Here is a 239-nt window from a genome sequence, read left to right as displayed (position 1 = left end):
GGGCCGTTAGCTCAGGTGGTAGAGCAGGAGGCTTTTAACCTCTGTGTCATAGGTTCGAATCCTATACGGCCCACCATTCTGGTAAACTAATATCCAATATCAACCAGAAGTAACTTGCAAAATATTTAATCCATACCCCATTGCGCTCGTAGCTCAGCTGGATAGAGTACTTGGCTTCGAACCAAGGTGTCGGGGGTTCGAGTCCCTCCGAGCGCGCCATTTAAAATCAAGAACTTAGG

At 47.7% G+C, this 239-nt stretch carries 2 tRNA genes; both read left to right on the top strand.

Going from position 1 to position 239, the window contains the following annotated elements:
• Positions 1-76: transfer RNA gene (locus Lpar_RS09875), tRNA-Lys, on the top strand.
• Between the two features lie 66 nt (positions 77-142).
• Positions 143-219: transfer RNA gene (locus tag Lpar_RS09870), tRNA-Arg, on the top strand.
• The last annotated feature ends 20 nt before the right edge of the window (positions 220-239 follow it).

The organism is Legionella parisiensis (assembly GCF_001467945.1).
Taxonomy (GTDB): Bacteria; Pseudomonadota; Gammaproteobacteria; order Legionellales; family Legionellaceae; genus Legionella; species Legionella parisiensis.
This window is presented reverse-complemented; position numbering and strand designations above follow the sequence as displayed.